Genomic DNA, 21,541 nt, shown 5'->3' with positions numbered 1-21,541 from the left:
TATGAAAATGATTGTCATTGATTACGATGCCGGCAATACGGCCAATGTCCTGCGAGCCTTGGATAAAATTGGTGTTGAAGCTGAGTTATCGGCCGATCCGACCGCAATTTTAGCAGCAGACGGCTTGATTTTACCGGGTGTCGGTGCCTATCCGACGGCCATGGCAGAGCTGGAAAAGCGAGGTTTGGTCACTGCTGTCAAAGAAGCTGTAGCTGCCGGAACGCCTTTGCTGGGCATTTGTCTGGGTATGCAATTACTGACCGAAACAGGGCTGGAACACCAGGAAACGGCTGGTCTGGGCTTTATTCCGGGTGCGACACGTGAAATCCCAGCCAAGGATGGTTTTCCAGTACCCCACATGGGCTGGAATGATTTGCAGGTCAAGCAAGCAACTGCACTGACAGTGGAGTTGGATCAGCAGGATGTCTATTTCGTGCACAGCTATTTTACAGATGTCCCTAAAGCATACATCGATGTCACTGCTGATTATGGTATCGAAGTGCCGGCTATGATTCATAAGGACAATGTCTACGGCGCCCAATTTCATCCGGAAAAGTCAGGGCAGGTTGGTTTGGGAATTCTCAAAAAATTTGTTGATTTGTGCAAGTAGCTCAGCTATTGCGAACGAAGTGAGTAGAAACAGCTACCTCGCCCTAGTGGAATAGGACGCAATCGTTCGAGAGAGTTTGGCTCGAAAGTTAGTTAAAAAATAGCTTGTTCGCTCTGACGGCGCCACTGTATCAGAGGGTATTCCTCTAAGAAAATAAGAACCTAAGACACTTTTTGTCAGAGGTTCCAAACCAATGTACTCTCCGCGTTATTTTGAACTAGATAATAAAAAAAGAAAGGAAGGTTCAGGGATAAGATCAAGTAAGTTTTTTGAACTGAACCCGAGCTAAAAGCGTCGTGAAAAAGATAAATTCCTTGTGTGCGGGCACACGTCGTCAGTTTCCTATTTTCATCTCGCTTTCTTAACGCTCTTGGTATCTTAATTATGCAAATTCTTCCTGCGATTGATATTAAAGATGGACAGGCGGTCCGCCTATTTAAGGGGGACTTTGACCAGAAAACAGTGGTCAACCCTGATGTGTTGGGTCAGGCACGGATTTTTGCGGATGCGGGCATTCGGTTTATCCATGTTGTAGATTTGGACGGCGCTCTGGATGGCCGCGCGACCAACCGCGATTTGATTGCAGCACTGAAAGCAGCGACTGGTCTTGGCGTTGAAGTCGGCGGCGGCATTCGCACGCTGGAGCAGATTGAAGACTACCTCAATGTCGGTATCGACCGTGTTATCATTGGCTCTATGGCGGTCAAAAATCCTGATTTCGTCAAGGCTGCGCTGGAGCAGTTTGGGGCGGATAGGATTGTGGTTGGCATTGATGCCAAAAATGGCTATGTGGCGACCGAAGGGTGGCTTACGACCAGCACCGTGGACTACATCAGCTTGGCTAAGGAAATGGAGAAAATGGGTGTGACGCTCTTTGTCTATACAGACGTTGACCGCGATGGCACGCTGACGGGTCCTAATTTTGACCATTATGAGCGTTTGGTGGCTGAGCTGACAACCGCTCAGGTTATTGCTTCCGGCGGCATTGCTGAGCTGTCTGATCTGACTAGACTAAAAGAGTTGGGAGTAGCAGGCACTATCGTTGGCAAGGCCTATTATAGCGGCAATATCAGCTTAGAGGAGCTCAAAGAACTGGAGGAGTGAAATGCTGAAAAAACGGATCATTCCCTGTCTGGATGTCAAGGACGGGCGTGTTGTCAAGGGAATTAATTTTGTTAATCTGACGGATGTCGGTGACCCTGTTGACTCGGCGCGTGCATACTATGAGGCCGGCTGTGATGAACTGGTCTTCTTGGACATCACCGCAACCCATGAAAAGCGCGATACTACGGTAGACATGGTGCGCCGCGTCGCCGATCAGGTCTTTATTCCTTTTACAGTTGGCGGCGGTATCCGCACCAGCGATGACATGAATAAGATGCTCAAGGCCGGTGCCGATAAGGTCGCTGTCAACTCTTCTGCACTTGCTAATCCCCAGCTCATCAGGGAATGCGCTGAAAAATTTGGCAGTCAGTGTGTCGTGGCAGCTGTTGACGCCCGCAAAGAAGCTGATGGAAGCTGGCATGTTTATGTGGCCGGCGGCCGCAAGGATACCGGCAGAGATCTGATTGACTGGGTCAAAGAAGCCGTTAGTTTGGGTGCGGGTGAAATTCTCCTCACCTCTATGGATAAGGATGGCACAAAATCTGGTTTTGATGTGGACATGCTCAATGCTGTAGCAGCAGTGGCGGACGTGCCCATTATCGCTTCAGGCGGTGCGGGTAACAGCGATCACATAGTAGAGGTTTTTGAGAAGACCCCGGCGACTGGTGCCCTGGCGGCTTCGATTTTTCATTATGGAGAAGTTGCTATCGCTGACACCAAAAAAGCCATGGCTGACGCGGGAATTGAGGTGAGACTATGACAGATATTCAACTTGATTTTGCTAAGCAAGATGGGCTGATCCCTGTCATTGTCACAGATTATCAGACAGGGCAAGTCCTCATGCTGGCTTATATGAATGAAGAATCCTACCAACTGACCCTTGAAACCAAGCAAATGCACTACTGGAGCCGCTCGCGGCAGGAACTCTGGCACAAGGGCGCAACCAGCGGCCACTACCAATATGTCAAATCGATCACAGCCGATTGCGACTGCGACACCCTGCTCATTGCTGTAGAGCAAGTCGGCGCAGCCTGCCATACGGGTGCTTACAGCTGTTTTTTTAATGAGATATACAGCGAAGAAAACTCACAGCAATAAGCTCTGCTATTTTTCAAAAAATCGAAAGAAAGGAATTGAGTTTGAGCTAAAAGATCGGAATTTAGATAAATTATTTGGAAAATCAGGATTTTCCGATAATTTCCTAAAATTCAGTCGTTTTTTAGACGCTCTCACATCTTAATTATGTTAGAAACACTATATAAAGAAGCCCTTGACCGCAAACAGAACCCCAAAGAAGGGTCTTACACCAACTACCTTTTTGACAAGGGCTTGGATAAGATTTTAAAGAAAGTCGGCGAGGAAGCCACAGAAGTCGTTATTGCTGCCAAAAATGCAGATAAGGACGAAATTGCCAACGAAACAGCAGACGTCCTCTATCATTTGGCCGTCATGCTGGTTGAAACCGGCGTGACACCGGACGATGTCAATAGAGTGCTGGCAGCCCGTCAGGGGAAAAAAAGCAATGTCCACGACCGAAAAGAAATCACAAATTATTAAGGAGCATCAAAATGCTAAGCCGGCAGGACATCCGCAACAAACTGTTCTCTGTCAAATTTCGAGGATATAATCAGGAGGAAGTCGATGATTTTCTTGATGAGATGATAGCAACCTTGGACGCCTTAGAGCAGGAAAATCAATCACTCAAAAGACAGATCAAACGGCTTAAGTCGGGAGATGACTATTTGTTATAAGAATACAGCAAAACAAAAGAGTTTGGGACAAAAGTCTCAAACTCTTTCAATTTATGAAGTATCACATATTAACGCAGTGGTTTATTGGAAGTCCTTATCCCTTGCTACGCAAGTGATAGCTCCAACAGTTTGGGGAACTGTTGGAGGATATCCAATTATATGAACGTTAGTTCATGTCAATCCCTAATAAACTGTGCGGAGGTGGGACAACAAAATCGAAATCGCCATTTCATGACGATTTACCGATTTTTGTCCCACTCTCTTTTTTGATGCAGAATTAGCCCTTTAAATCTTCAAAAATGTAGGGATAAAGCTGTGCCACCTTTTGAAAAGCCCAAGTGTCCAGCTGTCCGACTTTTTGAATGTTGCGGGCACGATAGTCAAAGGTGTGAAGTTGAAAAGGATTAACAGCGCCATCTATCTCTGGATGATGGACCTTAACAAGAAGATTTTGTGCTTTCAGTTTCCTTTGTCCATGGGTGATGGGACAAACAGCCACAAACCCAGTCTGTTTGGCGTAGTTTTGACTGGAGATAACTAAGGCTGGTCGGCGTTTTTGAATTTCTCTGCCAAGAGAAGGATCAAAATCTATCCAGACCAAATCCTGTTTTTGAGGAATGTAATTAGGCTTCATTATCTAGCAGAGTCACTCCTTTAAAATCGTCGGACATGGCTAAATCAGTCTTGCCATCAAAAGGATTAGCCAGCTTTGGTGCCAGAACAATCACACCATCTACCCCTCTGTAAACAGAGAACTCAGTGCCTTCTTTTACCTTTAAATCCTTTGGAATCGTCACCGTCATAGAATTCCCAACCTTTCTCGCTTTTACTGTTACCATGAAAATCACCTCTAAACTCTTTTGTATACATCAAGTATATACAAAAGAACTTACAAAGTCAAATGGTTTTCATAGAGATTATTCGGGAAAACTAAACAAAAATAGTTAAGTCTTGATATAAATAGCATTTTATAGTGCTATAATAATAGGTGTAATAAAATTGTTAAAAAGAGGAAAATAATGGCAAAAAAGACAAATGTCAACAATATTGAATAAAAATTTATTGACAGAAAAGAGGAAAAACTATGTCTGTTAAGCAAAAGGGAAAACGGTCTAAGCTAAGAAAATGGCTGGCTGCAAGTATGATTATTGTGAGCAGTTTCTTGTTAGTCAGTTTGATGATTTATGCTGTTACGGATTTTTTGCCTAAAGATGCTTCGCCTGTGCAGATGAAAGTGTTGGTCATTGCTATAATGGCTTTTCTGCCTTTCAATATGCTGATTAGCGCTGCCTTTATGCTCAAGTATCAAAAGATTTTAAAAAAGATTCTGCTGACCTGCCTGGCTTCTGTTATGACAGTGATCATTATGTTTCTTGTTACTGTTTTTACTATAAAATCAGATGTTTCTGATGGTGTTCAGTCCTTTGGTGTCCGATCGACTCATTCATTCAATCAGTCAGTAAATAAGCATAAAGAACAGAAAAAACCATCAGAAAATGGTCGCTTGTACTCAACTGAAAGCGAAGCCTTGAATCATTTTAAAAAAATAAAGGGAAAAACGAATGAAGATTTCTTTTACATTAAAGGCTTAGGGGACACTATCCATTATTTTTACACTTCCAGCAAATCAAAGACCTTTACAGTATATACGCTGGAGGTGAAAGACGGCAAATATTTTAAACCTGCTGTGGAAGAATATTTTATGAAAGATTACTTAGATGATTATTACTTATATGACTGTGATGATGCTGCCTGTGACAGTATTTCCGAAGAGTACATCTTTAAATATACGCCGGGAGCAGGTGTCTCAGCCATGGCAGAGCAGGATTTATACTTTGGCATGTGGCACAATAAAAAAGAAGTCAAAAGCTTAACAATTTTAGGCAAGCGCCCGGATGAGATTATTCCTGTCAGGTCTGGCAAGCGAATTGATTATTTTTGGACTATGGAAAATCCAGAAATCACGAAATCGCTTGAAGACTTTAACTTTTCTAAATTTACTTACCGCAAATTGTCTAAGCATTTGCAGATCAAGTACACCAAAGCAAAAAAGCAGACTGATCCTTAAAATGGCTGCACAAAAAGACTGAATCTGGCTGTCCCTAAATTGGATTTTGATGTCCGATTGGGAAAAACAGTACAGATTCAGTCTTTTTTGCTTTATGCGGAGTCGTTTATAGGCCTTTGAATTGTGACTCTAGTGTGCGGCACTTTCTCTGACAGCCGCCGCCACTGTTTTGGCCACGCCTTCTTGGAAGGCATCCGGAATAATATTGGTCGGGCTGAGTTCGGCATCCGGGATAAGATCAGCGATGCCGTGTGCTGCAGCAATCTGCATGTCAATGGTAATCTTTCTGGCACGAGCGTCCAAGGCTCCGCGGAAGATGCCAGGGAAAGCTAACACGTTGTTGATTTGATTAGGGAAATCGCTGCGGCCTGTGCCGACGATGTAAGCTCCGCCGTCAATAGCCTCATCCGGGAAAATTTCAGGTGTCGGATTGGCCATGGCAAAGATAACAGGCTTGTCTGCCATTTCTTTAATCCATTCTTTTTTGAGGACACCTGGTGCAGAGACCCCAATGAAAATATCGGCGTCTTTGAGGGCTGTTTTTAAATCGCCGGAGAGGTGTTCACGGTTGGTAACCTTAGCAATATCGGCATGGTGAGCAGGAAGGCTGCTGTCTTCTTCGTTGATAATGCCTGTACGATCTACAACAGTAATATGTTTGGCGCCGGCGGCTAAGAACTTACGCGTGATGGATAAGCCGGCGGAGCCTCCGCCGTTAACAACGATTTTGACCTCATCAAGGGTCTTGCCAATTAATTTCAGACTGTTAAAGGCAGCCGCCAGAACGATAATAGCTGTTCCGTGCTGGTCATCGTGAAAGACTGGGATAGGGCATTCTTCAATGAGCCGCTGCTCAATCTCAAAACAGCGCGGGGCACTGATGTCTTCTAAGTTAATACCGCCAAAGGTTGGGGCAATGGCCTTAACCGTTGCGATAATTTCCTCAGTATCCTGTGTAGCAAGAACAATCGGAACAGCATCAACATTTGCAAAGCGTTTAAAGAGTGCTGCCTTGCCTTCCATAACAGGCATAGCTGCCTCAGCTCCAATATTTCCCAGACCAAGAACGGCAGAGCCGTCACTGACGACAGCGACAGTGTTTTTCTTGGTTGTCAGTTCGTAGGCCAGGTCTTTATTTTCTGCGATAGCTGATGAAACCGCAGCTACACCGGGCGTATAAGCAATGCTTAAATCCCTTTTGTTTTCGACAGTAACTTTGGAAACAACTTCTAATTTGCCGCCGTTTTCCCTTGCCTGCTGCAAGGCCAATTCTCTAACATCTTCATTTGCCATAATAGTTTCTCCTATTTCTATTTTTTACTTAAATATTAAAAGATAATCCGCAGGATAGCTGTCATTGTAATCACGGTAATCGCCCCGCCGAGACGTGTCGCAACTTGTGCAAAGGGCATGAGATTCATGCGGTCTGCCGTACTTAGAATAGCAACATCGCCTGTGCCGCCCATACCGCTTTGGCAGGCAGAAATAATAGCAGCTTCAATCGGGTACATATTCATGAAACGGGCAACGAAGAATCCCACTGAAATAACCGTAAAGACAACACTGACAACAATAATAAAGTAAGGCAGCGTTAAAACACCGACAACATCTTTTAAAGGAATGTAGAGGAGCCCCAGCCCCGCCATTAATGGGTAAGTAAAGTTGCCTGAGATAAATTTGTAGAGCTGTTTAGCACCATGCTGTGTTTCTGCTGGAATAACGTTGAGATATTTGAGAGCAGCAGCAGCAACAATCATCAGCACAGGTCCCGGAAAACCAGTCAAATGCTGCAGCAGCTGGCCGACGATGAAAAGAGTACAAGCCGTAAGCACCCCGGCTCCCATCTTTTTGATGTCAAGCGGTCCTGAGTTATCTTTAAGGGCATCGGCCATATCGTCTTCTGATTTCATTTTTACCAGCTGCCCCTGTCCGGAAAGATCCGTCCGCCGTTCGCCCCAGCGTGATAGGATAGCCGTGCACATAATGGCAAAGAAATTACCGACAATCGTGGCAGGAATAAGCTGAGCCACCAGCTGTTCACTTCCCATGCCAGTAATGGCGCTGTAGCCGAGCGACAGCGGAAGAATACCTTCACCGATGCCTCCTGCAAGAACTGGGGTTACGATGAAAAAGAGTGTATGTTTCCAATCCTGTCCCAAAAGCACTCCGACGAGGGTTCCGACAGCCATAGCGCAAACCATGCCCAGCATCATAGGGATAATCATTCGCATCAGTCCCTGTACCAAAATTTTACGGTTCATTCCCAGGATACTGCCGCAGACTAAACAGGCAATGTAGAAGTATAAGAAATTAGCTTGTTTCATCAGGATATCGGCAGAATCCAAAACATTCTTATTAATGAGATTAAAAAAGACTAAAATGGAAGGCATTAGTAATGAAAAGATTGCCGGTCCGCCAAAGTTTTTTAAAATTGGAATGTTGGCACCAATCGTTCCTAAGAGCCAGCCCAAAGTCAAAATGACTGCAAAGCCGCCCAGCATGTTGACAGGTAGCTGCTGCAATAAGGCCGTAATCAGTATGATGACTGATAAGGTGACATAAACAGGCAAAGGGACAGATCCGACATAGCAATTCATCCATTTTTCCCAGCCTGCTGAGTTTTCAGCTGTTAGTTTCTCTTTGGCCATAAAATTTTCCTCCTGTTAAAATTGAGTAACCTCATTATAGGAAAAAAGATTTTTTAAATTAAGATTATTTAAGTAATTTAAGTAAGTCAACTTTTTTAAGGCTAAATGCAGGCTCATGAATATGTTATAATTGACAAATAAAAACGCTTGCAGATTCGTTGTTAGACTGAAAACGGGGGAGTGCTATGAAGAAAGGGCTGCATCTGAGAAATCTATTGACAATGGTTTTTGTTCTGACGCTGTTAGTCATGGCTTCTTTGTTTTATGGACTGACTCTTTACCAGCATTCACAGCTCATGCGCAGTCAGCAAGAGAAGCTTTTAATTTCTGTCGGCCGCCAGCTGGCTCTCGATCCGCAGATTAGACATGCACTTTTAACTAAAAAGAGAAATGATAAGCTTGAAGCATATACTAAAAAAATTGCTAAAATCCATCATTTGGATTTTGTAGTGGTTATGGATATGCAGGGCATTCGTTTGACCCATCCCGATAGAAGCAAGATTGGCAAGCACTTTGAAGGGGGCGATGAGCTGCCTGCCCTCAAAGGAAAGACCAAAATCTCGGTCAGTCAGGGGAGCCTCGGCAAATCGTTGAGAGGCTTTGTTCCCATCTATGCTGATAAGGCTAAGAAAAAGCAAATCGGCGTTGCGGTACTGGGCATTAAGGTGCAGTCTTTAAGTACGCTTATTAAGAATTCTCGGCAGGGCTACTCTTTAGCGCTGCTTCTTAGCATGACAATAGGTTTTGCAGCTGCAACCGGCCTCGCTTTTTACCTAAAAAAGCAGCTCCTGAATTTGGAGCCGCGGGAGCTTTCTCGTCTGTTTGAAGAACGCAATGCCATGCTGGATCAGACAAAGGATGCCATGGTCGTGATTGACCTTAAGTACAGGATAAATCTGGCTAATATTGCGGCTGAGGAACTTTATCGCAAACAAAGCGGAGCAAAAGACAGCTTAGTGCATCAGCCGATTGAACAGCTGATAACAGCTTTTTCGAAAGAGATGCTCAAGGACAAAAAAGAGCAGGTCTATCGTCAAAAGGGACAGGATTACATTTTTTCTTCTGCCCCGATTGAGGTCAACGGTAAGCTGATCGGCTGGATTATCTTTCTAAGAAATGCTACCGAATCTTTCTTAATAATGGATCAGCTGGCCAATACAACTGCCTATGCGTCGTCGCTGCAGGCACAGACTCATGAATTTGTCAACCGGCTCCATGTCATTTATGGCTTGGCTGATCTCAATGCCTATGAAGAATTGAAAATCTATTTAGAAGATATCCTGACGCCTGATAAGGAATTTGCTTACCAGCTGTCATTTTTAGTACAAAATCCTCAGATTGCCGGCTTTTTGAACGGTGAACGGCAGAAATTTAGTGAACGCAAAGTGCCGCTGTTGATTGATATTTCACCTGAAATACCGGCCAACCGGCATGAAGAAGACACCAAGGCCTTAATCAACTTTTACCGTTATATTCACCATGTGTTGCTGCAGCTCGTCTTGCCGGGAGAACTTTCATTAGGAATTCACTATGAAAATAATCAGCTGACCAGCAGGTATTTTCTGACCTTGTCACAGGAGCAGCAAGAGCAGCTGCAAAACCATTTTGACAATCATTTTTTCAGACAGATGCTTAAAGGAAATCAGGCAGTATTTGAAATGAAAGCAGAGCGTAATCTTATTCAGCTCATCTTGATTTCACCATACAGGGAGGGAAGCTCATGAATGTACTTATTATAGAAGATGACCCCATGGTTGAATTTATTCACCGCAATTACTTGGAAAAAGGCGGGCAGTTTGACAATATTTATTCAGCCAATTCTTTAAAAGACGCTAAGGAGCTTCTGGAAAAGTGTGAGGTGGCTTTAATATTGCTGGATGTCCAGCTGAAAGATGGCAGCGGCCTTGATTTGCTTAGTGAACTTCGCAAATGTCACAGCAATAGTGATGTTATCCTGATAACAGCTGCCAATGAAGCTCAGACCGTTAAAGAGGGGCTTCGTTTAGGTGTTATTGATTATTTGATCAAGCCTTTTACCAATCAGCGTTTTCAGCAGAGCATTAATCTCTTTATCCGACAAATAACCAATCTAAACAAAGAAACTGTAGAGCAGGCTCAAATTGACCGGCTCATGAACAGCAGCAAAGCAGAGCAGTCTCAAGCTGCCGCAGAATTGGATAAAGGCTTGTCTGTAGAAACCTTGCAAAAAATCAAGAGGACTATTAGGGGTATGGCTGCTCCCTTTACTATTCAGGAATTGGCCGACAGCTGTCAGATTTCACACGTTACCATCCGCAAATATGTTGCTTATTTAGAAGAGCATACATATCTCAACAGCCGTGTCATCTATACCAAAGTCGGGCGTCCTTATAAAATATTTGAAAGAAAAAAGTAAAAAGGCTATTCTGCAAGGTTAAATAAAAATTATAAACAGCAAACAATCTTAAGTTTCGTTTAAGCCTTCCTTGTTATATTATAAGCATCCTAAAACTTTCTTTTTCATAAATCTCCTAAAAAGTGAGGAAAATCATGATTTTCCTCACTTTTTTATACCTTAAATGCTAATTGTTTTTGCTGGTTTCCAGCACAATCCGTTTTAAATCCTGCGTGTTTTTGGCAAGGTAGTCAGCTCCTGCAGCCTGTAACTCTTCAAAGCTGCCATAGCCATAAAGCACGCCGGCTGAAGCAATGTGATTTTCCTTAGCTCCTAAAATATCATATTTCCGATCGCCAACCATCATGGCTGCAGAAAGGCTTGTGCTGCTGATATTGTCTAAGGCATAGGCGATAATATCACTTTTTTTACTGCGGGAACTGTCCATGCTGGCGCCGGCGATGTAGTCAAAAAAATCACTGAGTTTAAAGTGTTCTAAAATTTGCCGTGCAAACATTTCAGGTTTTGATGTAGCTACCAAGAGCTGTTTGTTCTGCTCTTTCAAGGATCTCAGAAGTTCCGGAACGCCTGGGTAAATCTGATTTTCAAAGATTCCTTTTTCTCTGAAATACTCCCGGTAAAAATTGATGCCTGCCTGACTTTCAGCCAAAGACATACCTAAAGTTTGTTCAAAACTGATTTTCAAAGGAGGACCGATAAAGGTTTTCAGCAGCTCATCATTTGGAATAGGGTGGCCCAGTTTGGTCAGGGCATAGCGGATAGAATTAAGAATTCCCTGTCCGGAGTCGGTCAGAGTGCCGTCTAAATCAAATAAAATCGTCTGATACATGCTTTCTCCTCAATCTTTTGAAAACCATTTTTGCCACAGACTTCTCTTTTGGGGATTTTCTTGTTTTTCTTTTGCAAACAGCTGTGGATACAGATATTTGATATCCGTATTTTCAAGGTGTTCAGCCTTATTTGTATGAGCCAGCAAGCCAAAAGGAGACTGACAGCTGTCTTCATCAACGATTGTAGCAGGAAGGTCAGCTTCCTGCGCTTTTTTCATGTAAAGCATCTGGCTGTTTAATGAGAGCTTGGGTGAAATCTTTAGGAAACACTCATCATAGTTTGCTTTGAGGTCTGCTAAAATAGCATCGAAATCCTCAAAAACAGCGCGCTTTTCAGCGTCTGCCAAAAGGATGCTCAGCACCAAGCGTTCAGCAAAAGTCCCCAAATACTTGCGCTGTTCATCAGGGTTTAACCGGCGTTCCCCCTGAGCACTTTCCAAAACTTTTTTCTCTAGATCAGTCATTGTTCACCTCGTTTTGTCATTTATAAAAATTATACACTATTTTAGAGAGAAAAGCTGTGCGGATAAGGCAGAATTTGCTTTTTAGGGAAATTTAGTGATATAATCAACCCAAGAAAAGTTGAGGGAGGGCAGGAAAAATGGAAGAAAAAACAGATGTCTGGAAGGTTCTCGGCATAGTCTTCATTGTTTTAACCAGTGTTTTTGTCATTTCAACGGTGACTATGACAACCGTTTACATTTTATCCCAGCAGGACGTTCATCAGTTAACTGAAAGCTCAGAAGATAAGGAAGATAAAATTTCTGACTATCGAAAAACAGCGAGAAAGTATAAGGAAAAAGAAGCTAAAGATATTAGAAATACTTATTATCGCTACAGCTGGAACCGCGGTTTAGATGGAAGCTATGATGATTAGAAGCGGACAGCAAGGAGACGAAAATGGAAAAAAGAACGAATGTCTGGAAAATTATCAGTATTGTCTTTATGAGCTTAGCAGTTTTTTTCTTTCTCATTACTCTTGTTATGAGTGCTCTTTATATAGTATCCAGACAAAATTTTAATCAATGGACGGCGACAAACGCTATGCAGGACAGAACCATTGCCAACAAGAAAAAAGAAATTAAACGGCTAAAGCTCTATGATAGGATAAGAAACGGCAGCGGCAGCTATGATGATTGGTACAGTGATCCAAATAATAAAATTAAGCAGTATATTTTTGGCGAGAGCGCTGAGCTGGCTAGCGGTGAAGAAGTCACTGTAACAGGTGTCAAAACAGTATCAAACACTAAGATGAAAGAAACTTCTGATGGCGATCAAAAAATTGCTCTGACTGTCAGCGTGAAAAATACGACGAGGAACATGATTCAGTTCAGTCCCCAAGATTTCTATATCTACGACAGAACATTTGATATTGCAGACTTAAGCGACTATGCCGCCAATGAAAAAATTCCGGAGACCATTGAACCGGGGAAGACCATTGATGTCAAAATTTATTTTACCATCTCTAAAACATCCCCTTATATCGTCAATTTCGGAAATGCTTACTGGGTACCTCAGTCTGCCTATCAAAAAAAATCGCGTTCAGTTTGACAGCTGAACACCTGCACAAAAAATACAGCAAGCCTGGGAACAGCTGCTCTGTTCTCAGGTTTTATTCTATTAGGGAACTGTTTCTCCGATAAAAACATGGCAGAAAAGAACGCCTTTCCTTTTTTATTTTAGGGAAGTGCGGCAAACACACCTTTTTTAGTTTGCCTAAGTTCCAACTTTGTGGTATTATTAACATGTAAAAATTAAAACTCATAAGGAGAGTAACATAATGTCAATTATTACTGATGTTTACGCTCGCGAAGTCCTTGACTCACGCGGTAACCCAACACTTGAAGTAGAAGTTTATACTGAATCAGGTGCTTTCGGACGTGGTATGGTTCCTTCAGGAGCTTCTACCGGTGAACACGAAGCAGTTGAACTTCGCGATGGAGACAAATCACGCTATGGTGGTCTTGGTACTCAAAAAGCTGTTGATAACGTAAATAATGTTATTGCAGAAGCACTTATCGGCTACGATGTTCGTGACCAACAATCTATTGACCGTGCTATGATCGCTCTTGATGGTACTCCAAACAAAGGTAAACTTGGTGCTAATGCTATTCTTGGTGTTTCTATTGCCGTAGCTCGTGCTGCTGCAGACTTCCTTGAAATTCCGCTTTACAGCTACCTTGGCGGTTTCAATACTAAAGTTCTTCCAACGCCAATGATGAACATCATCAACGGTGGTTCTCACTCAGATGCTCCTATTGCTTTCCAAGAATTTATGATTGTACCTGCCGGTGCACCTACATTTAAAGAAGCTCTTCGCTGGGGTGCTGAAATTTTCCATGCTCTTAAGAAAATCCTTAAAGAACGCGGACTTGAAACAGCTGTTGGTGACGAAGGCGGATTCGCTCCTAAATTTGACGGAACTGAAGATGCTGTAGAAACAATTATCAAGGCTATTGAAACAGCTGGCTACAAACCAGGCGAAGAAGTATTCATCGGATTTGACTGTGCATCATCAGAATTCTATGCAGACGGCGTTTACGATTACACTAAATTCGAAGGTGAAACAGGTGCAAAACGTACTGCTGCAGAACAAATCGATTACCTTGAAGAATTGGTTAACAAATACCCAATCATCACTATCGAAGATGGTATGGACGAAAATGACTGGGAAGGCTGGAAAGCTCTCACAGAACGCCTTGGCGGACGTGTTCAATTAGTTGGTGACGATTTCTTCGTTACAAACACTGACTATCTTGCTCGCGGTATCAAAGAAGGTGCAGCTAACTCAATCCTTATCAAAGTTAACCAAATCGGTACTTTGACTGAAACATTTGAAGCTATTGAAATGGCTAAAGAAGCAGGCTACACTGCTGTTGTATCACACCGTTCAGGTGAAACTGAAGATTCAACAATCGCTGACATCTCAGTTGCAACTAATGCCGGCCAAATCAAGACTGGTTCACTTTCACGTACTGACCGTATTGCTAAATACAACCAATTGCTTCGTATCGAAGATCAACTTGGTGAAGTTGCTGAATACCGCGGTTTGAAATCATTCTACAATTTGAAAAAATAATCGGTGATTGAATAACCTTTTAAAGACCCTAGCCAGATGCTGGGGTCTTTTTGGCTGCTCGGATTTATTAATTAATAATTGTAAAAAATACGACATAAAATACTGCAGAAAAAATTCTTGATTTTGAGAGGCAATTGCGAATATGTTATAATGAAAACAACTATATTTTGAAGGAAAGTAATATGGCAAAAAATAATGTTAAAACCTATCTGATGATTCCTCTGGCCTTAACTCTTTTTATAACTGCCGGTAAGGTATCCGCAGATGAAACAGCTCAAACGGCCCCTGTTTCAGAGAAGGTATCGTCTTCTGAAGTAGCAGCAGTAAGCAGCGCCGAAACATCGGCATCAACGGCAAGTACGGCTCCAAGCACAAGCAGCGTCAGCCAGCCTGTCAGTCAAGAGACATCGGGGCAGGCGCCTGCTCAGACAACTGTTACTGAGTCACAAGCAGCAAAGTCCTCTCAAGACGATAATAAGGCTGCTGCTGTAACCACGAGCCAGCCTGTATCCAGTCAGGCAGATGTTCAAGCTCAAAGTCAGCCAACGACAAGAGCCGCAGCTGGCACTCAAAGCCAACAAATCTCGTCTTATCAGTCTTTTAAGAAGGCTGTAGCACCGTTGAAAAAAATAGCTGTCACAAATACTTCTCGGTCAAGTGCTGCAGCTGTGCAAAAGGCACCTAAAAAAGTAACAGCTGCCACAGTTGAGGCAAAAGGGATAAAATTGCAATACAAACAGCCTATTGCCAAGGGCAGTAAGATTCAGTTTGCAGTTTGGACAGCACAAAAAGGACAGGATGATCTTAGGTGGTACACTGCTAATAATATGGGAGCTGCCTATGCCGAGTTCAAAAATCATCGCGAATATGGAGTCTATCATGTCCATACCTATGCTAATCAAAAGGGTAAGATGACAGGGCTCAATGCAATGACTGTTACGATTGCTAAGCCGCAGATTAAAACAAGGATTCAAAAAACCTCAGCTAACAATTTTGAGATTACTGTTTCCAATGTTCCAAATACCATCACGCAGATTCAAATTCCTGTTTGGTCAGATAAAAATGGCCAGGATGACCTGAAGTGGTATAAGGCCGCAAAAACAGCTAATGGCAGCTATAAAGCGTCAGTCAATCTGCAAAATCATAAAAAGACTCTGGGTCACTACCAAGCTCACATCTACGGTTACAGTACCGTTACTCAGTCTCAAATTGGCTTAGGCACAAGCTCAGGTTTTGATAATGCTGACAGCCGTTCCGATGCGGTTGCCTCAGTTGTCGGTTACAAGGAAACCTCTGGTACTTTTGATGTTGTTGTCAAGGGCGGCCCAAAGACAAAAGTGATAAAATCTGTCAGCGTTGCTGTCTGGTCCGAAGAGAAAGGCCAGGATGACCTCAAATGGTATACACCAGCAGTTACCAATAATCAAGCGACGGCTAAAATAAATATCGCAAACCACGCAAATGTCTCTGGGATGTATCATGTTCATGTTTACACAGACTATACTGACGGAACGAAGTCAGGAAAAATTTTGGGAGCTTACAAGATTACCAAACCAGCCGCTGAAGCTAAGTTAACTTCCAAAGGTATTTCATTAAAACTCATCGCCGCTAACATTAAGGATAAGAGCAAAGTTTCCTTTGCTGTTTGGTCAAATGAAAAAGGTCAGGATGACCTGAAATGGTATCAGGCAGATAAACAAGGCGAAGCAGTTGCCAGCTATGATAATCACAAGGGTTACGGCCTTTATAATATTCATGTCTATCACAATCAAAATGGCCGACTGTCGGGACTTGGGACAGCGACTCTGACAGTCCCTAAGCCGGCTGTGACAGCGAACATTGCTAAAACGAGTGACAATGAATACACGGTTACTCTAAAAAATGTGCCTTATTATATCTCCTCCGTACAGGTTCCTGTGTGGACCAGCAAGAACAATCAAGATGATATTAAGTGGTATGGAGCCCGTAAGGTAGCAGATAAAACTTATGAGGCGAAAATTCTCCTTAAAAATCATCAGTTTGAAACAGGGCGCTACAATGCGCATGTCTATGGCAAAAGCAGACTGGAAAATAATAAACTAATCGGTATGGGCGGAAAAGAGTTTACAGTTACTGCGGCTAAAATCGCTAATGCCAAGGTTACCGTAACCAATCATCAGGCTAAAAAAGGCACTTTGGATGTTGTCGTTACAGAAAACAGTAATTCTAAAAAACTAAAATCTGTTAAGGTTGCTGCATGGTCAGAAAATAAACAAGGCAATCTCTACTGGTATACCAACAGCGCTGTCAAGGACGGCAAAATCAGCATTACGGTTAACGAAAAAAATCATGGCTATATCAAAGGCAGCTACCATGTTCATGCTTATGTGACCTATCAAGATGGCCAAGAAGTTGGTTTTGATACAGGAACTTATCGATTGGAAGCTGAAAAGCCGGCGATTGCTCTGCCATCTTACTTTATTGATATCAGCAGCCATAACGGCAGTATTTCTGTTGCGGAGTTTAAGAGCTTAAAGCAGCAAGGGATTCAGGGAGTTGTTGTTAAGTTAACAGAAGGTACCAGCTATATTAATCCTTATGCAAAATCACAAATTGCTAATGCCAAAGCGGCAGGTGTCAAAGTTTCTGCCTATCACTATTCTCACTATACATCGGCAGCAGGAGCACAGGAGGAAGCGCGTTATTTTGTCAACGCTGCTAAGGCACATGGTCTGTCTTCTTCAACTGTTATGGTAAATGACATGGAAGAGTCTTCAATGCTGAACAATATTAATGCTAATGTTCAAGCCTGGCAGGCTGAGATGAGGCGTCAAGGATACAGCAACTTGGTTCACTATACCATGGCAAGCTGGTTGGATATTCGCGGCGGAAGTGTCAATACAGGGCAATTCGGTCTTAATAACTTTTGGATTGCACATTATGCCAAAGGCTACACTTACATGAACCAAGAGGAAGCCAAATCCTTTAATTACTATGCAAATGCAGCTGCTTGGCAATACACAAGTGTTTCTCCAAAATTATCTCATCCTTTAGATGAAAATATCGACTATACCGGTCGCTTTACCCGGCAGTCGTAAATAAGGAGTTTGATTTATGAAAATGAAACCTATTTTCAGAAGCCTTGCGATTATACTGTTGTCAGTTGTTCTTCTTGTTGGCTGTTCAGCTCAGAAAAAGGATCATGGCGGAGAAAAATCAGCTTCACCTAAAACAAGTCTGCAGACGAAGTCACAGAAGAGCGATAAGCATAGCTCATCTGAACAAGAGAAAACAACAGAGACTGCTCCGGAAAGCAGTCAGTCATCCAGTTCTTCTAGTGAAGAGAGCCATGAGGCAGAAAATCTTGCTCCTATTGATACAGGTGCTATCTTAAAAGCTGATTACAGCACTGCAGCAGGAACCTGGAAGAATGGGCAAGGTCAGATTCTCAGCTTTAATGCGCAAGGCTTGACAACTTCTGGAATGACAGTCAGTCTGCTGGATATTGATCAGGATGGTATTCTCTTGCTGAATGTAGAAACAGGGAACAAAACAAATGTGACCCTCTATATGGTCCCTGCAAACCATGCATTGCCGCAGCAGTACTTTTCAAACGGGCGAACAGATACAACTGATAAATCAAAAGATCGCATCATTTCTTCTGAGAGTTTGAGCAGTAATAAGCTGGCAGATGACGCTTATTATCATGTATCGCAGCATTAATAAGACTGAAAAAATTCTGAATAATATTTCAAAAACCACAGATATCTGTGGTTTTTTCTGTTATAATTAAGAGGATAAGAGGTAGAAAATGACTTACGATAATTTGTTAAAACGCTTTTTAACTTATGTTAAAATCAATACAAGAAGCGATGCAAACAGTACGAAAACTCCGACAACGCAAGGTCAAGTTGACTTTGCATTGACTATTTTAAAACCGGAAATGGAAAGCATCGGTCTCAAAAATGTCCACTATTTGCCTAACGGTTACTTAGTAGGAACCTTACCTGCCAATGGTGATTTTCCTTATAAAATTGGCTTTATTGCCCATATGGATACGGCTGATTTTAATGCTGAAGGTGTGAATCCGCAAGTTATTGAACACTATGATGGCAGCTCTATTCAGCTTGGTCAGACCGATTTTACTCTTGATCCGGCAGACTTTCCTAATCTTAAAAACTATATCGGACAGACTCTGATTACGACAGACGGAACAACCTTATTAGGAAGCGATGATAAGTCTGGAATTGCTGAAATTATGACAGCAGTGGAATATCTGGCCAGTCATCCTGAAATTGAGCACAGCGAAATTCGTGTTGGCTTTGGGCCGGATGAAGAAATCGGCATCGGTGCTGATAAATTTGATGTGGCTGATTTTGATGTTGATTTTGCCTATACTGTGGACGGAGGACCGCTTGGAGAGCTGCAGTATGAAACGTTCAGTGCGGCAGCGGCAGAAATTAATTTTTTGGGACGCAATGTTCATCCGGGAACTGCTAAAAATCAGATGGTCAATGCACTGCAGCTGGCTATTGATTTTCATGAGCAATTGCCTGCTGATGATCGTCCTGAGAAGACAGACGGCTATCAAGGCTTTTATCATTTGCTTAGTCTTAACGGAACAGTAGAAGAGGCATGCAGTTCATACATTATCCGCGATTTTGAGGATAAGAGCTTTGCTGATCGTAAAGCCTTGATGCAGCAAATTGCTGAAAAAATGAACGCACAGCTAGGAACAAAACGGGTACAGCTTGAACTTCATGACCAATATTACAATATGCGAAAAGTAATCGAGAAAGATATGACCTGTGTTACTATCGCTAAGAAGGTGATGGAAGATTTAGCGATAAAACCTGTTATTGAGCCTATTCGAGGTGGGACAGACGGCTCTAAAATATCTTTTATGGGACTGCCGACACCTAATCTTTTTGCAGGTGGTGAAAACATGCACGGCCGCTTTGAGTTTGTCAGCTTAGAGACTATGCAGAAAGCAGTTGAAGTCATTATAGGCATAGCTAGGTTCAGGCATTAAATTTTGGAAAAAATCACTTAACTATGATAAAATAATGTAATATGGAGGAAGTATAAGTGATTAAAATATTTGGGAAAGTGAGATATCATTGGCAGCCCGAACTGTCCTGGCTGATCATCTATTGGTCCATTGCCATTATGCCGATTTTCATTGCCTTATCACTTTTGTATGAGCAAACCAGCATTCCGCAGTATTTCTTTATTTTGTTTATTGCCTTTGTTGTTTTGGTCGGCATTGGGTTTCACCGCTACTTCATTATTGAAGATAAGGGTATTTTAAGAGTTGTATCCTTAAATATATTCAGACCTTCTAAGATTATTATTGCTGATATTGAAAAAGTAGAAGTCACAAAATCAACAGTAACGCTGTTTGTCAAAGATAAAAAGAAAAGTCTCTTTTACATGCGGAAGTGGCCGAAAAAATATTTCTTAGATGATTTGGCTGTTCATCCGGATTTTAAAGGTGAAGTTGAGCTGATTGATAATTTTGTGAATCTGGATTATTTTGAAGCTTACAAGGACGAAAAAAAGCCCTTACGGTAAAGTAAGTGCTTTTGTTGGACAAGATTTGACTGCAGTAAGAATAGCGGGATCTTCGATAAAGGTTTTAACATTTTCGCTGCTGCCTGCAAATTTGACAATGCCGTCATCATCGTAATCAAAGACAGCTGAATAAGTCTGACAAAGCCCGCAGGCAATACATTTTTCTGGGATAATAGCTACTTTCATAGTAACATTGTAATACTATTATTGATATTTAACAAGGGGGAAATCATGTCCAACAAACCGTGGGAAGAAAAAGTAACAGAAACAGATACTGAAAATAAAGAATTAACAAGAAATTCGAAAGATGACCGTGCTGTCAGTACACCGGTTTTAACGATTTTACTGAGTCTTTTTTTCTTAATTATTATTGGTATTTTATTTTTTGTACTTTATACTTCTAATGGCGGCAGCGATGAGAAAGCGGCGACTTCAGGATTTTATGGTTCTTCCAAGACCGTTAAAAAATCTAAAAAGGAAGCCAGCCAGTCTTCTGAGTCGGAAGAACAAACAGTGACAGAAACAACTGAGGCTGAGACTACTCAAGCAGAGACAACGACTTCTTCAGATGGAGAAGATACCCTTACTGTTCAAGGCGGTGAAGGTGCGGCAGCTATTGCTTCGCGTGCAGGTATTTCTGTTGAGAAACTTTACGAGTTAAATCCGGATCACATGACAAAGGGATATTGGTATGCCAATCCCGGTGATAATATCAAAATTAAGTAAGGGGATTGTATGACAGGAATTAAAATTGCTATTGACGGACCTGCTTCAAGCGGGAAGAGTACGGTTGCTAAAATTATTGCGAAGGATCTGGGTTATACTTATTTGGATACAGGATCTATGTACCGTTCCGCGACTTATCTGGCCCTTCAGCATGATGTTGCTTTGACGGATGAAGACGCTATTGTTAAACTGTTACAAGAATATCCCATTAGTTTTGGCCGCCGCGAGGATGGGCAGCAGCTAGTCTTTGTCGGAGATGTTGATGTCAGCCTTCCTATTCGGGAAAATGATGTGACCAATAATGTGTCTACAGTATCAGCCTTACCTCTAGTGCGTGAAACCTTGGTGGAACTTCAGCGTCAGATTGCTGATCAGGGCGGTATTGTCATGGATGGCCGTGATATCGGAACAGTTGTTTTACCGGATGCCGAGTTGAAGATTTTTCTGGTTGCTTCTGTTGACGAAAGGGCTGAACGCCGCTATAAGGAAAATCTTGAAAAAGGAATTGAAACTGATTTAGCTAAGCTCAAGAGAGAAATTTCATCGCGCGACTACAAGGACAGCCACCGAAAGGTTTCTCCGCTCAAGGCAGCTGAGGATGCCATTACTTTTGACACAACAGGTGTGACAATTGATGGTGTTGTACAGTTTATTGAAGAAAAAGCAAAGAAAATGATTGACAGTCATTAATTGGCATGTTATACTGGTTAACAGTGAGAAAAGCAGAAGTGAGAACTTCTCGCCTTGCGACTAAGGTTGTCTGGCCCAACATGTCAA

25 protein-coding genes and 1 other annotated feature (1 of these 26 only partly in view) are annotated in these 21,541 nt (G+C 42.4%); of the genes, 18 read left to right on the top strand and 7 right to left on the bottom strand.

Translation table 11 applies throughout. The features are described from left to right. The first annotated feature begins 1 nt into the window (after nt 1). From hisH to G573_RS0108620, 6 genes are all read left to right on the top strand, one after another. Nucleotides 2-610, top strand: coding sequence for an imidazole glycerol phosphate synthase subunit HisH (gene hisH, locus G573_RS0108645; protein WP_027976357.1), 609 nt, complete (start codon nt 2-4; stop codon nt 608-610). A gap of 384 nt (nt 611-994) precedes the next feature. Next, the gene (gene hisA, locus G573_RS0108640) at nt 995-1,714 is read left to right on the top strand and encodes a 1-(5-phosphoribosyl)-5-[(5-phosphoribosylamino)methylideneamino]imidazole-4-carboxamide isomerase (protein ID WP_027976356.1); all 720 of its coding nucleotides are present in this window, start codon (nt 995-997) and stop codon (nt 1,712-1,714) included. 1 nt (nt 1,715) lies between these two features. After that, nucleotides 1,716-2,474 (top strand): imidazole glycerol phosphate synthase subunit HisF, encoded by a 759-nt coding sequence (hisF, locus tag G573_RS0108635; protein WP_027976355.1) that lies wholly within the window; start codon nt 1,716-1,718, stop codon nt 2,472-2,474. After that, entirely contained in the window at nt 2,471-2,812 is a 342-nt protein-coding gene (gene hisI / locus G573_RS0108630; RefSeq protein WP_027976354.1) for a phosphoribosyl-AMP cyclohydrolase, read from the top strand. Before hisF ends, hisI begins: the two co-directional genes overlap by 4 nt. Before the next feature lie 144 nt (nt 2,813-2,956). Beyond that, nucleotides 2,957-3,271 carry a phosphoribosyl-ATP diphosphatase gene (gene hisE, locus G573_RS0108625; RefSeq protein WP_027976353.1) on the top strand — a complete coding sequence of 105 codons (315 nt, stop codon included), beginning with the start codon at nt 2,957-2,959 and terminating at the stop codon, nt 3,269-3,271. A gap of 11 nt (nt 3,272-3,282) precedes the next feature. Further along, nucleotides 3,283-3,465, top strand: coding sequence for a DivIVA domain-containing protein (locus G573_RS0108620; RefSeq protein WP_027976352.1), 183 nt, complete (start codon nt 3,283-3,285; stop codon nt 3,463-3,465). A 277-nt stretch (nt 3,466-3,742) separates the two neighbouring features. Here the strand turns inward: G573_RS0108620 and G573_RS0108615 are convergent, their stop codons facing one another. Both G573_RS0108615 and mazE read right to left on the bottom strand, forming a co-directional pair. Next, nucleotides 3,743-4,099: a type II toxin-antitoxin system PemK/MazF family toxin gene (locus tag G573_RS0108615; protein ID WP_027976351.1), complete on the bottom strand. Its 357-nt coding sequence runs from the start codon at nt 4,097-4,099 to the stop codon at nt 3,743-3,745. Beyond that, on the bottom strand, nt 4,089-4,304 hold the full coding sequence (mazE, locus tag G573_RS0108610; RefSeq protein ID WP_027976350.1) for a type II toxin-antitoxin system PemI/MazE family antitoxin: 216 nt from the start codon (nt 4,302-4,304) through the stop codon (nt 4,089-4,091). Before mazE ends, G573_RS0108615 begins: the two co-directional genes overlap by 11 nt. A gap of 245 nt (nt 4,305-4,549) precedes the next feature. Between mazE and G573_RS11445 the strand changes: the two genes are divergently transcribed. Next, nucleotides 4,550-5,533 carry a hypothetical protein gene (locus tag G573_RS11445; RefSeq protein ID WP_156888803.1) on the top strand — a complete coding sequence of 328 codons (984 nt, stop codon included), beginning with the start codon at nt 4,550-4,552 and terminating at the stop codon, nt 5,531-5,533. A 129-nt stretch (nt 5,534-5,662) separates the two neighbouring features. Here G573_RS11445 and G573_RS0108600 read toward each other — a convergent pair whose 3' ends face one another. After that, nucleotides 5,663-6,826, bottom strand: a complete 1,164-nt coding sequence (locus tag G573_RS0108600) for an NAD(P)-dependent malic enzyme (protein WP_027976349.1) — start codon at nt 6,824-6,826, stop codon at nt 5,663-5,665. A 35-nt stretch (nt 6,827-6,861) separates the two neighbouring features. Beyond that, nucleotides 6,862-8,181: a 2-hydroxycarboxylate transporter family protein gene (locus tag G573_RS0108595; protein ID WP_027976348.1), complete on the bottom strand. Its 1,320-nt coding sequence runs from the start codon at nt 8,179-8,181 to the stop codon at nt 6,862-6,864. A 185-nt stretch (nt 8,182-8,366) separates the two neighbouring features. Here G573_RS0108595 and G573_RS0108590 point away from each other — a divergent pair, with 185 nt between their 5' ends. Further along, nucleotides 8,367-9,905 carry a Spo0B domain-containing protein gene (locus G573_RS0108590; protein WP_027976347.1) on the top strand — a complete coding sequence of 513 codons (1,539 nt, stop codon included), beginning with the start codon at nt 8,367-8,369 and terminating at the stop codon, nt 9,903-9,905. Further along, nucleotides 9,902-10,576, top strand: coding sequence for a response regulator (locus tag G573_RS0108585; protein ID WP_027976346.1), 675 nt, complete (start codon nt 9,902-9,904; stop codon nt 10,574-10,576). The genes G573_RS0108590 and G573_RS0108585 overlap by 4 nt, the downstream gene beginning before the upstream one ends. A gap of 166 nt (nt 10,577-10,742) precedes the next feature. On the opposite strand, the gene G573_RS0108580 is transcribed toward G573_RS0108585, so the two are convergent. Next, on the bottom strand, nt 10,743-11,405 hold the full coding sequence (locus G573_RS0108580) for an HAD family hydrolase (protein ID WP_027976345.1): 663 nt from the start codon (nt 11,403-11,405) through the stop codon (nt 10,743-10,745). 9 nt (nt 11,406-11,414) lie between these two features. Next, the gene (locus G573_RS0108575) at nt 11,415-11,870 is read right to left on the bottom strand and encodes a YueI family protein (RefSeq protein ID WP_027976344.1); all 456 of its coding nucleotides are present in this window, start codon (nt 11,868-11,870) and stop codon (nt 11,415-11,417) included. 137 nt (nt 11,871-12,007) lie between these two features. Between G573_RS0108575 and G573_RS0108570 the strand changes: the two genes are divergently transcribed. From G573_RS0108570 to G573_RS0108540, 7 genes are all read left to right on the top strand, one after another. After that, the gene (locus G573_RS0108570; RefSeq protein ID WP_027976343.1) at nt 12,008-12,283 is read left to right on the top strand and encodes a hypothetical protein; all 276 of its coding nucleotides are present in this window, start codon (nt 12,008-12,010) and stop codon (nt 12,281-12,283) included. A 23-nt stretch (nt 12,284-12,306) separates the two neighbouring features. Further along, entirely contained in the window at nt 12,307-12,957 is a 651-nt protein-coding gene (locus G573_RS0108565; protein ID WP_027976342.1) for a DUF4352 domain-containing protein, read from the top strand. A gap of 229 nt (nt 12,958-13,186) precedes the next feature. Then, the gene (gene eno, locus G573_RS0108560; RefSeq protein ID WP_027976341.1) at nt 13,187-14,485 is read left to right on the top strand and encodes a surface-displayed alpha-enolase; all 1,299 of its coding nucleotides are present in this window, start codon (nt 13,187-13,189) and stop codon (nt 14,483-14,485) included. A gap of 182 nt (nt 14,486-14,667) precedes the next feature. Beyond that, the gene (locus G573_RS0108555; RefSeq protein ID WP_027976340.1) at nt 14,668-17,562 is read left to right on the top strand and encodes a GBS Bsp-like repeat-containing protein; all 2,895 of its coding nucleotides are present in this window, start codon (nt 14,668-14,670) and stop codon (nt 17,560-17,562) included. Nucleotides 17,563-17,578: 16 nt separating this feature from the next. Then, the gene (locus G573_RS0108550; RefSeq protein WP_027976339.1) at nt 17,579-18,187 is read left to right on the top strand and encodes a DUF6287 domain-containing protein; all 609 of its coding nucleotides are present in this window, start codon (nt 17,579-17,581) and stop codon (nt 18,185-18,187) included. 88 nt (nt 18,188-18,275) lie between these two features. After that, a complete protein-coding gene (pepT, locus tag G573_RS0108545) occupies nt 18,276-19,496 on the top strand; it encodes a peptidase T (RefSeq protein ID WP_027976338.1) in 1,221 nt (406 codons plus the stop codon). 56 nt (nt 19,497-19,552) lie between these two features. Next, entirely contained in the window at nt 19,553-20,038 is a 486-nt protein-coding gene (locus G573_RS0108540) for an EbsA family protein (RefSeq protein ID WP_027976337.1), read from the top strand. Here G573_RS0108540 and G573_RS0108535 read toward each other — a convergent pair. Then, entirely contained in the window at nt 20,030-20,224 is a 195-nt protein-coding gene (locus tag G573_RS0108535) for a ferredoxin (protein WP_027976336.1), read from the bottom strand. The genes G573_RS0108540 and G573_RS0108535 overlap by 9 nt on opposite strands. Before the next feature lie 45 nt (nt 20,225-20,269). Between G573_RS0108535 and G573_RS0108530 the strand changes: the two genes are divergently transcribed. Beyond that, nucleotides 20,270-20,764 (top strand): SAG1386/EF1546 family surface-associated protein, encoded by a 495-nt coding sequence (locus G573_RS0108530; protein ID WP_027976335.1) that lies wholly within the window; start codon nt 20,270-20,272, stop codon nt 20,762-20,764. A gap of 9 nt (nt 20,765-20,773) precedes the next feature. After that, nucleotides 20,774-21,454: a (d)CMP kinase gene (cmk, locus tag G573_RS0108525; RefSeq protein WP_027976334.1), complete on the top strand. Its 681-nt coding sequence runs from the start codon at nt 20,774-20,776 to the stop codon at nt 21,452-21,454. A 24-nt stretch (nt 21,455-21,478) separates the two neighbouring features. Continuing rightward, nucleotides 21,479-21,541, top strand: a sequence feature (ribosomal protein L20 leader region); it runs 72 nt beyond the window's last position.

It is taken from the genome of Streptococcus devriesei DSM 19639, from assembly GCF_000423725.1.
Classification (GTDB): Bacteria; Bacillota; Bacilli; order Lactobacillales; family Streptococcaceae; genus Streptococcus; species Streptococcus devriesei.
This window is presented reverse-complemented; position numbering and strand designations above follow the sequence as displayed.